Origin of the sequence: Caulobacter sp. DWR1-3-2b1, assembly GCF_049895765.1 — a bacterium.
Lineage (GTDB): Bacteria > Pseudomonadota > Alphaproteobacteria > Caulobacterales > Caulobacteraceae > Caulobacter.
Map to the genome: position 1 here is coordinate 1 of NZ_JAFCSZ010000011.1, position 12,503 is coordinate 12,503.

Here is a 12,503-nt window from a genome sequence, read left to right on the forward strand (position 1 = left end):
CTGAAGGCCGACTTTGAGTCCCTGCGCGATCAGGTGACCAAGGCCGCGACGAACGCCAAGTTCAATGGCGTCAGCATCGCCGATGGCTCGACCACCAAGCTGACCTTCCTGGCCAACCAGGACGGCTCGGGCTTCACGGTGACGGCCAAGACCCTGTCGCTGGCCGGCCTGGGCCTGTCGGCGACGTCCACCTTCACTGACGCCGCAAGCGCCAAGACGATGATCGCCACGGTGACCACGGCTCTGGGCACCGCGACCAACAAGCTGGCTTCGCTGGGCACCAGCTCGACCGGCCTGGACACCCACCTGACCTTCGTCGGCAAGCTGCAAGACGCCCTCGACGCCGGCGTGGGCAACCTGGTCGACGCCGACCTGGCCAAGGAAAGCGCCAAGCTGCAGTCGCTGCAAACCAAGCAGCAGCTCGGTGTGCAGGCATTGTCGATCGCGAACCAATCGTCGTCGTCGATCCTGAGCCTGTTCCGTTAAGCCTAGGCTTTTCGGCCAAGAAGAAGGGCAGGTCCTCGCGGGCCCGCCCTTTTTCTTGGGCGCTACGGCAACAATTGCCTTCTCAGCGTCGGGACGGCGTCGGCCAAGGCCTTGGCGACCATGGTCGAGAAATAGTCAGCGCCCTCGTGACCCAGGTGGGTGTAGTCGAACGCCGCCTTGGGTGTCCCCATCGGTTCGGCGGCAGCGTTGTTTTGAACGGGCGGCGGCGGGGCCGGCGGGGGCGCTGGAGGAACCGTCGCTCCGGGGATCGCCGGCTCGTAGAACCGGGCCTCGATGGTGGTGCCCGACCGGGCGGCCTCGCGCACCCGGGGATCAGGCGCGCTCTGCGCGAACCGCATCGCCTCGACCGGGCCTATGGCCTGGACGGCGGCGGTGCTGAGGGCGTGCAGATCGACCAGCGGCGTCTGGGTCTCGGTGGCGATCTTGCGGGTGACTTCAGCCCATGGACCCAGGTCGTCCACCAGCTTGCCGTCCTTGAACTGGCGGCGGGTCAGGGGCGTGACCAGCACCGGCTTGCCGCCAGCCGCGCGGACCTCTTCGACATAGCGCTTGAGGTTGGCCGGAAATTCGGTGGCGAGTTCCGTCGAACGGCCCGGCTTGCCCGGCTGGTCGTTGTGGCCAAACTGGATCAGCACATAGGTGTCGGAAAAGCCGCCCGACCTGATCTCGTGCATCGCCAGCGCCCACGAGCCTTCGGCGCGATAGTTGCCGCTGCTGCGACCGCCGCGCGCCAGGTTGATGCAGGCCACCACCGAGGTGACGTGCTTGCCGCAGAAGCTTGGACCCCAGCCGCCCTGCACGGCGGTGGTCGAGTCGCCGACCAGCACGATCTTCGGCGCCTTGAACGGGGCGGGGTCGGCGGTTTGGGCCAAGGCGGCCACGGGCGCGGCGAGCAGAGCGGCGGCGAGGAGAAGCGACTTCGGGCTCATTTTCTTGTCCAATTTTTATTGTCATCCCGGGCGCAGCGCAGCGAAGACCCGGGACCGCGACAAACTCAGAGCTTCCGGCGGTCCCGGCTCGGCGCGCTTCGCGCTTGGCCGGGATGACAAATTTATGCCAGCGCCCGGTACTTGAAGTTCCGGAACCGCGCCGAGCCCTTGCCGGCGGCGTAAAGGCCCGGCTTCAGCATCAGGAACCCGCCGCGCACATTGTGGTGGTAGCCCGAGACCTCCATACCCCGGTCGAAGCGCTTCCATGTCTTTCCGCCGTCGCCGCTGGTGTGGAAGCTGACGATGTGCCGGGTGTTGCGCATCCTCATCAGCAGCCTGGAGCCATGGGGATTGGCCGGGCGGCCGCGCTCGATGCCGTACTGGTGGGTGACGAAGTTCTTGGCGTCAAAGCCCAGCCCGCAATAGAGCTGGCGGTCGTAGAACAGGATCAGGCCAGCGCGGGTTTCCGGGTCGATATCAATCTCGCATTCGATCTCATAGGCTTGGTCGCCATTGACGAAGATCAGCGGCGGGCCGCTGCTGGGGGCCTCGCCCGAACCCTTCAAGGTCAGGACGCCGCCTTCGCGCTTGATGCGGTCCTGCTCGCCGGGCTTGGGGTCGAAGAAGTTCCACTGGACGCCGTGCTTGTCGGTGCTGAAATCGTCCGACAGCGCCATGCCGTGCGGCACGGCCTCGCCGCCCTTGGGCTTGGCCAGGGGCTTGGCCAGATCGCCGCCCCCGACCGTGAACCAACCGTCCTTGGTCCACTTGACCGGCGCCAGCAGGGTTTGACGGCCCAGGGTGTAGAAGCCGTTTTCGTAGCCATGATAGACGGTCCACCAGTCGCCCGCCGGGCCTTTGACCAGGGTGGCGTGGCCGCGCGACCACCACTTTTCGGAATTGTCCGTCGTGCGCACGATGGGATTGTGCGGATCGTCCTCCCACGGACCGGCCAGCGACCTGGCGCGGGCGACGATGACCATGTGGCCGGTCGGCGGACCAGCCGTGCCGCCCACGGCGGTGATCATGTAGTAGTAGTCACCCTTCTTCATCACCTTGGGGCCCTCGGGCGAGAAGCCCTCGACATCCCAATCTTCCGGATAGTGCCAAGGGTCATAGACGTGCTCGGGCTTGCCGACGGTTGAGAGGCCGTCCGGCGCAAGCTGGATGCGGTCGCCGCCCGACAGGAACAGCCAGCGCACGCCGTTCTCATCGACCACGTGGCCGGGGTCGATATAGCGCGGGAGCTTCAGGTCGAGGGGCTCCGACCACGGGCCTTCGATCTTGTCGGCCCAGATCACATAGCTGGTGTTGTTGCCCGGCAACTTGGCCGGCAGATAGATGTAGTAGCGGCCCTTGTGCTTGCAGAGCTCGGGCGCCCAGATCGAGCCGACATTGGTTTTCAGCGAGGCGACCACCGGAGCCCAGTTCACCAGGTCCTTCGAATGCCAGATCAGCAGGCCCGGATAGGCGTCGAACGACGAGTGGGTCATGTAGTAATCGTCGCCGTCCATCAGGATCGACGGGTCAGGCCGATCGCCGGCCAGGATCGGATTGAGGAAGGTCCCGTTGCCCAGGTCGGCCTTGCGCTGGTTCTCGACACCTTTGGCCCAGGTCGGAGTTCCGGCGGGAGCAGGGCCGGGCAGGGTCCCCATCTGGGCGTGACCGGCGGCGGGAATGGCGACGACTGCGGCTCCGGTCAGAAGGGAGCCAAGGGCTCCGCGTCGGCTGATGTCGACCATTCCGTTTCCTTCCCAAGCTACTCGAACCGCGCGCACTGCGTCGCGTCGGTGATGTTACCGGTCACCTAGCGGCAAGTTTCTGACCGTGTCCACCGGTGTCATTACGCTCGTGGCGGGACAACGCTGTCACCGCGACAGCGTTCGGGAAAGCGAAATCGGCAAACGAAAACGCCCGGGAGGCGGAACCTCCCGGGCGCTTGGCTTTGATAGATCCCATCCTTGGATGGAAGGATGAGGCGGCTCAGCCTTGCATGTCTTCCAGCTCCTTGCCGCGCGTTTCGCGAACCATCTTCTGAACGAAGAAGAACGAGATCAGGGCGCTGGCCGCGTAGAAGCCGTAGGTGACCGGGAGGCCCAGCTTGTCGGCCATCGCCGGGAAGCTGACCACGATGGCGAAATTGGCCATCCATTGGGCGAAGCCGGCGACGGCCAGGCCTGAACCGCGGATCTGGTTGGGGAACATTTCGCCCAGCATGACCCACATGACCGGACCCCAGCTGAGGTTGAAGAACACCACATAGGCGTTGGCCGCGATCAGGGCGATCAGGCCGAAATTGCCCGGCAGGCTAAGCGCGCCATCAACCATCGAGCCCTGGAAGAAGCAGTAGCCCACCGTGGTCAGGGTGACGGCCATGCCGGCCGAGCCGATCAGCAGCAGGGGCTTTCGGCCAATTTTGTCGATCAGGGCAATGGCCAGCAGGCAGGCCAGGATCGACAGGGAGCCGCCCAGGATGTTGATCTTCAGGCTGTCGTCTTCCGAGAAACCCACCGACTGCCACAGCACCGAGCCGTAATAGAAGACGATGTTGATGCCCACGAGCTGCTGGAAGACGGCCAAACCGATGCCGGTCCAGACGATCGGGCGCAGTTTCCGGGTGATCGGATCGACCAGGTCGCTCATCCTGGGCTTGTGGTGGTCGGCCGACAGCGAGGCGCGGATCTCGGCCACCTTCTTGTCGCCCTGACCTTCGCCGAACAGGCGGGACAGGATCTTGGAAGCCTCGGCGTCCTTGCCCTTGGCCACCAGATAGCGCGGGCTTTCCGGGATCGACAGCAGGCTGAAGAAGAAGATGGCGGCGGGGATGACCTGCATCCAGAACATCCAGCGCCAGGCCGGGAAGCCCATCCAGAAGGTTGCGGTCGAGCTGCCGGCGGTGTGGGCCAGCACATAGTTGGCCACGAACGCGCCGGTCAGGCCGGTGATGATCATGATCTGCTGCACAGACGACAGGCGACCACGGATGTTGGCGGGCGTGACTTCCGAAATATAGACCGGGCACAGCACGCTGGCGGCGCCCACGCCAAGGCCGCCGATCAGGCGGAAGGCGATGAACACCATCGAGGAGTCCGCCGCGCCGGTGCCGATGGCGCTGACCAGGAACAGCAGCGCCGAGATGATCATCACGGTGCGGCGGCCCCAGACGTCTGCCAAGCGGCCGGCGGCGAACGCGCCGATGGCGCAGCCGATCAGGATGGCGCCGACGTTCAGGCCGGTGCCAAGCTTGCTGAGGTTGAAGGCGCTTTCCAGCCCTTCCTGCGTGCCGTTGATGACGCCGCTGTCGTAGCCAAACATGAAGCCGCCGATGGTGGCGACGGCCACGATCGCGGCGATGAAGCCCATATTGACCTTGCCGCCGTCGGCGCTCATGCCCGCGCTGGGTCCGGCGCTGGATACTGAAGCCATTGGTTTCCTCCCCGTGGCCCGAAGGCCGTGTTCAATCCCGGAGCGACCTTGATGAAGCGCTCGTTGACGGCAACCTTAGTGTTACCGGTATCAGGGCGCAAGCGCGAGACGGGCACTCGTCTGGTCGGTCTTTCGGTCCCATGCTATTTATGCTAGCTAAGATTAGCTAATAACGAGCTCGGCCATGCGTACAGTCAACATGCACGACGCCAAGTCGCAACTTTCCAAGTTGGTGGACGCCGTAGAGAGCGGCGAGACCGACGAGGTAGTGATTGCGCGCAACGGCCGTCCGGCCGCCCGGCTGGTGCCGATGATCTCGGCTGTTCGCACGCCCGTGCGGATCGGGGTCGCCAAGGGGTTATTCGTGGCGCCGGCCAATCCGGACGCCCAAGATGCAGAGGTCGAGGCGCTCTTTCTGGAGTCTCGCGATTGAGGCTGCTGCTCGACACCCACGTCGCGCTTTGGACCCTGACCGACGATCCGCGCCTGACCAGTCAGGCGCGCGCGCTGATCCTTGATCCCGCCAACGAGGTCTGCGTCAGCGCCGTGACCCTGTGGGAGATCGCCATTAAGCATGGCCTTGGCCGCGAAGGTGCGGGCGCCATGCCGGTCTCGGCGCAGGAAGCCCAGGTCCTGTTCGCCGCATCCGGCTATTCGCTGATCTCGATCACGCCGGAGCAGGCGGTGATCGTCGAAACCCTGCCGCGCTTCCACGCCGATCCGTTCGACAGGCTGCTGATCGCTCAGGGCCTGAGCGACGCCTTTATGCTGGTGACTCATGACGCCGTCATGGCGTCCTACAACGCTCGGATCATCAAGGTCTGAGGGCAGCCTCGCTGCTCGCCTCTCTGAGCGTTGCGCGGAAAACGCAGTGCCGGATCCAAGCGAAACATTGCCGAAAAGACATTTGATCCCGGTGTCAGGGCGGGTTCTACAGCAAAGCAACGGTAAATATTTACAAACGTAATGCCTTTGCGTCCGGCGCCTTGCCAGGCGCCATCAGTTCGGAGATGCGTCTTGCGCTTCAAACTCCTGCTCGCGGCGACCGCGATGATCATGCCGACGGGCGTCGCCATGGCCCAGACGCCGGTGGCCCAGGCGCCCGCGTCAACCGCCGCGCCCAAGCCGGCCGCCAAGCCGGGCGAGGCCGCGACGGCCGTCGAGGGCGTAACGGTGACCAGCGACTCCACCGCCATGCGCACGTCCATCGACCGCCGCAGCTACAGCGTCGCCAACGACCTGTCGGCCCGCACCGGCTCGATCAGCGACGCTTTGCGCAACATCCCGTCGGTCGAGGTCGACGTGCAGGGCAATGTCAGCCTGCGCGGCGACCCCAATGTCACCATCATGATCGACGGCAAGCCCTCGGGCATGTTCAACGGCGATGGCAAGGCCGACGCCCTGCAGCAGTTGCCGGCCGACCAGATCGACCGCGTCGAGGTGATGACCAACCCTTCGGCCGCCTTCCGTCCCGACGGCTCGGCGGGGGTAATCAACCTGATCACCAAGAAGAACGCCAAGCCCGGAACCACCGGCTCGATCCGCGCCAATATCGGGCCGGACGGTCGCTATAACGGCGGGATCAGCGGCTCGCGCCGGGCGGGAAAGCTGACCCTGTCGGGCGACGCCGGCTATCGCTTCGACAATCAGGAATTTTCTCAGACCGTTGAACGGGCGGTGTTCGACACACCCAGCCAGACCTTCGTCGAAAGCCGCCAGGCCGCCAAGTTCGAGAACAAGGGCGGCGGGCTGAACCTGCGCGGCGGGCTCGACTACGATCTGGACAAGCAAAACCGCCTCAGCACCGAAATCCGCTATCGCGGCTTCAGCTTCGACACCGAGGGCGTCGAGACCTTTGAGGGCGAGAACGTCGCCGGGGCGGTAAACCGCGCCTTCCGCCGCGCTACCATGGCGGATATGAGTCGCAAGAACGCTGCGATCACCGGCGACTGGCGCCGACAGCTCAAGGGCGCCGAACATGAGCTGGCCGCCCATGTTGAATATGAGCTCACCGACTTCTCTCGCGACTCCCGCGCCTTCGCCGACAACACGCCGGCTGCCGACGAATACGAGGTCTATGGCTTCGGCTCAGACCAGACGCGCGCCAATTTCAAGCTCGACTACACAAGGTCTCTGCCGGGCGAGTCCAAGCTGAAGGCCGGGGTCGACCTGGAAGCGGCACGCAACGAATACGACAACCACGGCGCGCGGGGACCCACGCCCGGCGGACTGATCGTCGATGCCAATCGCACCAACCGCTTCCTCTATGACCAGAACGTCTATGCGGCCTATCTGACCTACGAAAAGCCGTTCGGCGACTTCACGGTGCAGGGTGGCTTGCGTCTGGAGCAGGTAGAGATCGAGACCAGTCAGGTGACGGCCAATCTGAAGGGCCAGAACGACTACTTCCGCGCCTATCCCAGCCTGCACATGGGCTACAAGCTCAGCGAAACCCAGACCCTGAGCGCCAACTACAGCCACCGTGTGCAGCGGCCCCAACCGCAGGACCTGAACCCTTACCCCATCTACCAAGACCCGCAGAACTACTTCGCGGGCAATCCGAACCTGAAGCCGCAGGAAACTCACTCCTACGAGCTGGGCTACCAGTACCGGAAGGGCCCCGCCTCCTATCTGGCCACCGCCTATTTCCGTCAGAGCTACAAGGCCGTGACCAGCGTGACCCGCGACCTTGGCGGCGGCGTGCTGCTGACCACGCGCGAAAACCTGGGCGAGAGCCGCAATGGCGGTCTGGAACTGGTGGCCAACGGCAAGCTGACGCCCAAGATCACCTACAATGTCAGCGCCAACGCCTTCTGGAACGAGATCGACGCCAACGCGCTGGGCTTCACCGGAACGCGGTCGGGCACGACCCTGTCGGGCCGCGCCAACGTCAACTGGCAGGTCACGCCCAAGGACTTCCTGCAGATCAATGGCTTCACATCCGGCAAACGCCTGACGCCGCAGGGCTACCGAGAGCCGCACCAGATGATCAATCTGGGCTACCGGAGGAAGATGAACGACAAGCTGTCCTTCGTGGTGACGGCCAACGACGTGCTGAACTCGTTCAAGGACGACTCGATCATCGAAACCCCGCTGCTGCGCGACCGCACCGAGCGCCGGCCGAAGGTGCGGGCGGTGTTCTTCGGCTTCACCTACCTGTTCGGCGGCGGCAAGCAGCGCGAGCCCGGCTTCGACTTCGGCGGCGCTCAGGTGGGCGGCTAGGGGCGCGACGAACGCCACGCAGCCAATCAGGACCGGCTGGCAGCGGGTCATATCGCTCGGCCTACTTAACCTCTAGGTGGGGTGTAGGCGGCGAGGTGAGTCGAAGACCATCAGTGCCCGTATCAAGAGGTGGCGTGATGTCGAAGTTTCTTGGGCCGATCGCGGCCCTGGTGCTGGCCAGCGGGCCTGGCGTCGCCGTCGCCCAGTCCCAGTCCCTGACAGCGCCCGCCGCGGTCGCACCGGCCCGCAGCATCCACGAAGAAGGCTTCGTCCGGATCGGCGGCATTGAGCAGTGGATCACCATCCACGGCGACGACCGATCCAAGCCGGTGATCCTGATGGCGCACGGCGGGCCGGGCAATCCGATGACTCCCTACGCCAACCCCTACTTCAAGGCGTGGGAGAAGGACTTCGTCATCGCCCAGTGGGACCAGAGGGCGGCCGGCATGACCTATGGCCGAAACCCTCCGGCCGAAGGCGAGCGCCTGACGGTCCAGCAACTGCGCGACGACGGGATCGAGGTAGCGACTCACCTCACCCGGCATCTGGGCAAGCCAAGGCTGATCCTGATGGGTGGCTCCTGGAGCTCGATCCTGGGCACGCACATGGCCAAGGCGCGACCGGACCTGTTCTACGCCTATGTCGGTTCCTCGCACCTCGCGCGATCTGCCGACAATCTGACGGCTTCCTATGATCGCACGCTGAGCCTTGCGCGCGCCGCCGCCGACCAGGACGCGATCGGCAAGCTGGAGTCCATGGGGCCGCCCCCGTGGACCAATCCGCGCAACTTCGGGATCAGCCGTCGCATCACCCGCAAGTACGAAGCCGCCCGCACCGATCCCGCGCCCGCCGAATGGATAGCGCGCGCCCCGGCCTACGCCACGCCCAAGGCCCTGGCCGACTACGAGGGCGGCGAGGACTATTCCTATATCGAGTTCGTCGGAATGCAGGGCGAGGGCATGTACTCGACCACCGACCTCTATGCCTTGGGACCAAAGTTCGAGCTGCCGGTTTACGTCATCCTGGGCGAGCAGGATCTGGTCTCGACCCCCGAGGTCGCCCGCGCGTGGTTCGACACGTTACAGGCGCCCGATAAGGCATTTGTGCTTCTGCCCCGCACCGGCCACGACCCCAATCCGGCGATGGCGGCGGCGCAGCTGGAAATACTGAAGACCAGAGTGCTGCCGTTGATCGGCAAGACCGACTAGAAGCCTTCATGGCGCGATGATCGACCCGTCGCCGCTCTTCAGCTGCAGCCAGTCGGTGAATGGTTCGCGGTAGGCCAGGTCGAAGACCTCGGCCTGCAGCTTGAAGGGCAGGCTGCCTTCGCTGTTCCACAGCATCACCACGCCGGTCTTGGCCGCGGGGTCGAACATCATGGTCGAGCGATAGCCGGTGACCGCGCCGCTGTGGCCGACCAGCCGGTGGCCCTTGTAGGTGAAACTGCGCATGCCCAGGCCATAGCCGGGACGTTCCAGCGAACGGCCAAACGGTGAGTTGCCATAGGGCCTGCTGGTATTGACGCGCGGACGCTGGATCTCGGCCAGCACCCCGGCCGGCAGGACGGCGGGCGCCAGGCCCATCTGGGCCTCCATCCAGCGCGCCAGATCCAGGATGTTGGAATTGACCCCCGCCGCGGCAGGCACCCGGTAATAGGCATCGACCAGCGTGGCGGCGTGGCCCCCACGGGACGGGCGCGCCCAATGCTTCGCCGCCTGCAAACCTTCCATGCCCATGGTCGTGCTGGTCATCCCGAGCGGCAGGAACAGACGCTGGCGCGCCTCGTCGGCGTAGGAGCGCTGGGTGGCGGTCTCCACGACCTCGCGGATCGTGTCATAGGCGATGTTCTGGTAGCTGTGGCAAACGCCCGGCGGGCACTGGGGCGCCACCGCCGCCAGGCTCTCGCGGATCAGCTTGGGGTCCCGTCCGCCTTCCAGCCAGCCGTCATAGGCGTTCTTGGGCAAGCCCGTGCGCTGGGACAGCAGCTCCTCGACCGTCAGGGTGAGCTGGGCGTCGCCGGGCAGGCGCAGGCTGGTGCCGAACTTGCCCAAGGGGTCGGTCAGCGAAAGCACCCCGTCCTGAGCCAGGCGGGCGCTGAGCGTTCCCGCCACCGTCTTGGACAGAGAGGCCCACCGGAAAATGGTCTCGGGCCTGACCGGCTCGCCGTCCTGAGGCGCGGTGCGGCCATAACCGCGCACGAACGATAGACGCCCGTTCTCGACCACGGCGATGGCCAGGCCCTGCATCGTCCTGTCGGCCATCATCGCCTGGATGCGGGCGTCCAGGGCGCGATAGTCGATCTCGCCACGCCAGCCTTCAGGCGCCTGGGGCGGGGGGAGAGGAGGCGCAGGCGCGGCGGGCGTCGCGGCGATCTGATCAGGCCTTTTCGGCCCCGCGCATCGGGACACCGCCAAGCCAGCCGCCCCGACGGCGGCGACCAGGGCGAGAACCGCCGTCGCCGTCCGCCAGCGAGGCTGACGACGAAAGGCGAAGGTGTTCACCCGGGTCCTGTAGAACTTGGTCAGCCGTCTGTTCCGCCGAATCGCGCGGCCTCGAAACCGCGTCGTGATGGCTTCCCTACGCTCTTGCTGCGGCGAGACAAAGACCCCCGGATGACTCCTAGGGCCTCCTGATCGTCAGTGGTTGTGGCGCGGCAGCTTGGCCGCCAGGTCCTGGTACTTGACCGCGAACTCCAGCACCCCGCCGGTGTCCAGTTGGCCCGTGTGGGCGCGGTAGATTTCCTGCCAGGGGGTCATGGTCTCGGGGACGGCCGGGATGCCCTCCTTGCGACGTTCGGCGATGACCGCCTCGTGCACCAGGGCGTCGCAGCGGCCGGTGTTGAGGTCGATGCGGATGGTGTCGCCGGTGCGCAACCAAGACAGCCCGCCGCCGATGGCGCTCTCGGGCGAGGCGTTCAGGATCGAAGGGCTGTCAGCGGTGCCCGACTGACGGCCGTCGCCTAGTGTCGGCAGGCTCATGATGCCGCGTTTCAGCAGGGCGTCCGGCGGCTGCATGTTGACCACCTCGGCCGAACCCGGCCAGCCGATCGGACCTGCGCCCCGGATCACTAGGATGCAGTGCTCGTCGATGTTCAGGGCCGGATCGTTGATTCGGTTGTGGTAATCGCCGGAGCCGTCGAACACGATGGCGCGGGCCTCGAAGATGTCTTCCTGGCCGGGCTTGCTCAGATAGCGGGCGCGGAAATCGGCGCCGATGACGCTGGATTTCATGATCGCGAAGTCGAACAGGTTGCCCTTCAGCACCAGGAACCCGGCCTTCTCCACCAGGGGCTGGGCGTACGGGAAGATCACCTCGCGGTCCTTGGTCTCGCGACCCTCAAGGTTCTCCGCCATGGTCTTGCCGGTGACGGTCAGGACGTCGCCGTGCAGGCGGCCCTGCTGCAGGAGCTCCCAGAGGACAGCGGGCGCGCCGCCGGCCCGGTGGAAGCGCTCGCCCAGATACTTGCCGGCCGGCTGCATGTTGACGATCAGCGGGATGTCATAGGCCGCCCGCCAGTCGTCTGCGGTGATCTCCAGACCTGCGTGGCGGGCCATGGCCGCGATGTGCGGCTGGGCGTTGGTCGAGCCACCGACCGCCGCCACCAGGGCGATGGCGTTTTCGAAGGCCTGCTTGGTCAGGATGTCGAGCGGCTTTACGTCGTCATAGGCCAGGTCGACGATCCGCTGGCCGGTGCGATAGGCCATCTGGCCCCGCTCGCGATAGGGCGCGGGGATAGCCGCGCAGCCGGTCAGCGACAGGCCCAGGGCTTCGGCCACGGCGTTCATGGTCGAGGCCGTGCCCATGGTGTTGCAGTGGCCGGCCGAGGGCGCGCTGTCGGCGGCCCGCTGGATGAACTCTTCCTCGTTGATCTCGCCGGCCGCCAGCTTGCGGCGCGAGCGCCAGATCACCGTGCCCGAACCGACCAGCTCGCCGTCATGCCAGCCGTCCAGCATCGGACCGCCGGAGAGGACGATCGCCGGGATGTTGACCGTGGTGGCGGCCATGATGCCCGCCGGGGTGGTCTTGTCGCAGCCGGTGGTCAGCACGACGGCGTCGATGGGGTAGCCGTGCAGAGTCTCGACCAGGCCGAGATACGACAGGTTCCGGTCTAGCGCCGCGGTCGGGCGACGGCAGTTCTCGAAGATCGGATGGACCGGGAACTCCATCGGAATACCACCAGCGTCGCGGATGCCGTCGCGGACGCGGGTCACCAGATCCAGGTGGATGCGGTTGCACGGCGAGATGTCGCTGCCGGTCTGGGCGATGCCGATGATCGGCTTGCCGCTGCGCAGCTCTTCCGGCGTGATCCCGTAGTTCATGAACCGCTCCAGATAGAGGGCGGTCATGTCGATGTGGTCGGGATTGTCGAACCAGTCGCGCGAGCGGAACCGGCGGGGCTGTCTACCCAATGGGGTGTGA

The 12,503-nt window shown here is 65.7% G+C and carries 10 protein-coding genes; 5 read left to right on the forward strand and 5 right to left on the reverse strand.

Going from position 1 to position 12,503, the window contains the following annotated elements; all coding sequences use genetic code 11:
• Positions 1 to 486, forward strand: a 486-nt coding sequence (locus ACP69S_RS11775; RefSeq protein ID WP_425997402.1) for a flagellin, incomplete at its 5' end; no start/stop codon positions are given.
• Between the two features lie 62 nt (positions 487 to 548).
• On the opposite strand, the gene ACP69S_RS11780 is transcribed toward ACP69S_RS11775, so the two are convergent.
• From ACP69S_RS11780 to ACP69S_RS11790, 3 genes are all read right to left on the reverse strand, one after another.
• Entirely contained in the window at positions 549 to 1,436 is an 888-nt protein-coding gene (locus ACP69S_RS11780; protein WP_425997404.1) for a rhamnogalacturonan acetylesterase, read from the reverse strand.
• 122 nt (positions 1,437 to 1,558) lie between these two features.
• Positions 1,559 to 3,178, reverse strand: a complete 1,620-nt coding sequence (locus tag ACP69S_RS11785; protein WP_425997406.1) for a family 43 glycosylhydrolase — start codon at positions 3,176 to 3,178, stop codon at positions 1,559 to 1,561.
• 241 nt (positions 3,179 to 3,419) lie between these two features.
• Entirely contained in the window at positions 3,420 to 4,862 is a 1,443-nt protein-coding gene (locus ACP69S_RS11790; protein WP_425997408.1) for a sugar porter family MFS transporter, read from the reverse strand.
• Between the two features lie 184 nt (positions 4,863 to 5,046).
• Here ACP69S_RS11790 and ACP69S_RS11795 point away from each other — a divergent pair, with 184 nt between their 5' ends.
• From ACP69S_RS11795 to ACP69S_RS11810, 4 genes are all read left to right on the forward strand, one after another.
• Positions 5,047 to 5,295: a type II toxin-antitoxin system Phd/YefM family antitoxin gene (locus ACP69S_RS11795; RefSeq protein ID WP_425997410.1), complete on the forward strand. Its 249-nt coding sequence runs from the start codon at positions 5,047 to 5,049 to the stop codon at positions 5,293 to 5,295.
• Positions 5,292 to 5,687 carry a type II toxin-antitoxin system VapC family toxin gene (locus ACP69S_RS11800; protein ID WP_425997412.1) on the forward strand — a complete coding sequence of 132 codons (396 nt, stop codon included), beginning with the start codon at positions 5,292 to 5,294 and terminating at the stop codon, positions 5,685 to 5,687. The genes ACP69S_RS11795 and ACP69S_RS11800 overlap by 4 nt, the downstream gene beginning before the upstream one ends.
• 192 nt (positions 5,688 to 5,879) lie before the next feature.
• Positions 5,880 to 8,084: a TonB-dependent receptor domain-containing protein gene (locus ACP69S_RS11805; RefSeq protein WP_425997414.1), complete on the forward strand. Its 2,205-nt coding sequence runs from the start codon at positions 5,880 to 5,882 to the stop codon at positions 8,082 to 8,084.
• 137 nt (positions 8,085 to 8,221) lie between these two features.
• A complete protein-coding gene (locus tag ACP69S_RS11810; RefSeq protein ID WP_425997416.1) occupies positions 8,222 to 9,292 on the forward strand; it encodes an alpha/beta fold hydrolase in 1,071 nt (356 codons plus the stop codon).
• A 6-nt stretch (positions 9,293 to 9,298) separates the two neighbouring features.
• Here the strand turns inward: ACP69S_RS11810 and ACP69S_RS11815 are convergent, their stop codons facing one another.
• Together ACP69S_RS11815 and xylD are read right to left on the reverse strand one after the other, a co-directional pair.
• Entirely contained in the window at positions 9,299 to 10,585 is a 1,287-nt protein-coding gene (locus ACP69S_RS11815) for a serine hydrolase domain-containing protein (RefSeq protein ID WP_425997418.1), read from the reverse strand.
• Positions 10,586 to 10,720: 135 nt separating this feature from the next.
• Positions 10,721 to 12,493 carry a xylonate dehydratase XylD gene (xylD, locus tag ACP69S_RS11820; protein ID WP_425997603.1) on the reverse strand — a complete coding sequence of 591 codons (1,773 nt, stop codon included), beginning with the start codon at positions 12,491 to 12,493 and terminating at the stop codon, positions 10,721 to 10,723.
• Positions 12,494 to 12,503 lie beyond the last annotated feature (10 nt).

Bases quoted from the DNA above. Each gene is read 5' to 3' on its own strand.
- ACP69S_RS11780 (WP_425997404.1), bottom strand. From the start codon at position 1,436: ATGAGCCCGAAGTCGCTTCTCCTCGCCGCCGCTCTGCTCGCCGCGCCC.
- ACP69S_RS11785 (WP_425997406.1), bottom strand. From the start codon at position 3,178: ATGGTCGACATCAGCCGACGCGGAGCCCTTGGCTCCCTTCTGACCGGA.
- ACP69S_RS11790 (WP_425997408.1), bottom strand. From the start codon at position 4,862: ATGGCTTCAGTATCCAGCGCCGGACCCAGCGCGGGCATGAGCGCCGAC.
- ACP69S_RS11795 (WP_425997410.1), top strand. From the start codon at position 5,047: ATGCGTACAGTCAACATGCACGACGCCAAGTCGCAACTTTCCAAGTTG.
- ACP69S_RS11810 (WP_425997416.1), top strand. From the start codon at position 8,222: ATGTCGAAGTTTCTTGGGCCGATCGCGGCCCTGGTGCTGGCCAGCGGG.